The sequence below is a fragment of the Streptomyces sp. T028 genome (assembly GCF_048159505.1).
Classification (GTDB): Bacteria; Actinomycetota; Actinomycetes; order Streptomycetales; family Streptomycetaceae; genus Streptomyces.
The window spans coordinates 1-1,877 of the sequence record NZ_JBLRVZ010000123.1 but is presented as its reverse complement, the minus strand read 5'-3'; the positions used below and the strand labels follow the sequence as shown (position 1 = coordinate 1,877).

Below are 1,877 nucleotides of genomic sequence, written 5' to 3'. Positions count from 1 at the left end.
CGGGCCAGAAACGTCACGCCGCGCTCGGTCGCCCGGCGGATCTGCGCCTCCACCGCCAGAACCGCCTTGGCCAGACCGTCGGTCGGCACCAGCAGACCGCCCAGCACCTTCTCCACGTCGAGCAGCGCATGCCGCTCCACACACTCCTCGGGCGTCAGCAACTGCGCCTCGATGCCCCAGGCGGTCACCCAGCCGTGCCGGCGCCGCAGCTCCGTCAGCCGCTCCGGAGTCGTGGCCACCTCCAGACCGCCGACCTGGAGGAAACACGGCTTGCCGTCCACCTCCAGCGAGCAGAACTTCTCCACCGTGTAGCGGGCCAGCTCCGCCATCGTCTTGGAGGAGTTCGTCTGGAACACCAGACCCGGGGCGTGTGACGTCGAGCCCCCGGTGGCGGGCAGCGGGCCCTGATCGACCACCGTCACCTCGGTCCAGCCACGCGCGGAGATCTCGTCCGCCAGGGCCGCTCCCACGACACCCGCACCGATGATCACCACTCGGGGTCCCGCCATCGCCGCACCTCCGAATCAAACCGGCCCAGCCGGTTCAGTTGCTGTTTACGCAACATGGTTCAGTTTGCGCAACTCAATGTGCCCGCCCCGGGGAGGGGTGTCAAGAGGTCCCGTGACGTCGGCAAACAGGCGGAGACGCAGCTCGGAGGGGCCCCTGGACACGGCGATGCCCGGTGGGCGGTGCGCACCCGCGCGCACCGCCCACCGGGCATGATCGACCGCCCTGGATACGGGGCTACTGCAGCCAGGCCTTGACCTTGTCGGGGTTGGCGTCGACCCACTTCTTGGCGGCCGCCTCCGGCGTCATCTTGTCCTCGGCGATGTACTTGGCCACGGTGTTCTGGTCGTCGTTGGTCCAGGTGAAGTTCTTCACCAGGTCGTAGGCCGGACTGCCCGACTTGGCGAACTTCGCACTGACGATCTTGTCCAGCTCGTACACCGGATAGTCACACGCGACCTTCGCCGCGTCCGCGTCACAGCCGTCCGTGTACTCCGGCAGCTCGACCTTGACCAGCGGCACCTCCGACAGGAACCACTGCGGCTCGTAGAAGTACCCGATCACCCATTCCTTGTCCTTCTCCGCCTTGCGGAAAGCCTGGATGAGCGCCGTCTCACTGCCCGCGTACACCACCTTGAAGTCCAGCTTCAGGTTCTTCACCAGCGCCTCGTCATTGGTCACATACGACGGGTCACCGTCCAGCAGCTGCCCCTTGCCGCCCGACTCCGAGGTCTTGAAGTTCGCCGCGTACTTGTTCAGGCTCTCCCAGTCCGTGATGTCCGGGTGCGCCTTCGCCAGCCACGGCGGCACGTACCAGCCGATCAGACCCTCATTACCGGTCGCACCGGCCTCCACCGCGGTCTTCTGGTCCGTGATGTACTTCTTCTTCAGATCGTCGTGGCCCCAGTTCTCCACGACGGCGTCGACCTCACCCGTCCCGAAGCCCTGCCAGGCGATCTCCTCCTTCAGGTCCTTCTTCGTCACCTTGCAGCCGAGCTCCTGCTCCGCCACATACGCGATCACCGCCGCGTTGGCCTCATAACCCACCCACGGGTTGACCGCCAGGTTGAACGTGCCGCACTTGCCGGAGCCGCCCGAACCGCCGGCCTCCGAGGAGTCCTCGCCGACCTTCGCGCCACCGCACGCGGTGAGGGTGAGGCCGAGGACGGCCAGGCCGGCCGCGCCGACTCGCCAGTGTCTTGCCATGGTGTCCTGCTCCTTATGCGCTCGCACGACGCGCCGCTGCCTGAGTGATCCGGTCGAACATGACGCCGAGAAGAACGATGGCGAGACCCGCCGCCAGCCCCTTCCCGTACAACTGGCCCTGCGAGAACCCGGCCACGACGTCGTAGCCGAGAGCCCCCGCCCCC

At 67.1% G+C, this 1,877-nt stretch carries 2 protein-coding genes; both read right to left on the bottom strand.

What is annotated here, in order from left to right; all coding sequences use genetic code 11:
- Window positions 1-509, bottom strand: a 509-nt coding sequence (locus ACLZN2_RS50785; RefSeq protein WP_416987063.1) for an NAD(P)/FAD-dependent oxidoreductase, incomplete at its 3' end; no start/stop codon positions are given.
- Window positions 510-744: 235 nt separating this feature from the next.
- Window positions 745-1,713 carry an ABC transporter substrate-binding protein gene (locus tag ACLZN2_RS50780; RefSeq protein ID WP_416987061.1) on the bottom strand — a complete coding sequence of 323 codons (969 nt, stop codon included), beginning with the start codon at window positions 1,711-1,713 and terminating at the stop codon, window positions 745-747.
- Window positions 1,714-1,877 lie beyond the last annotated feature (164 nt).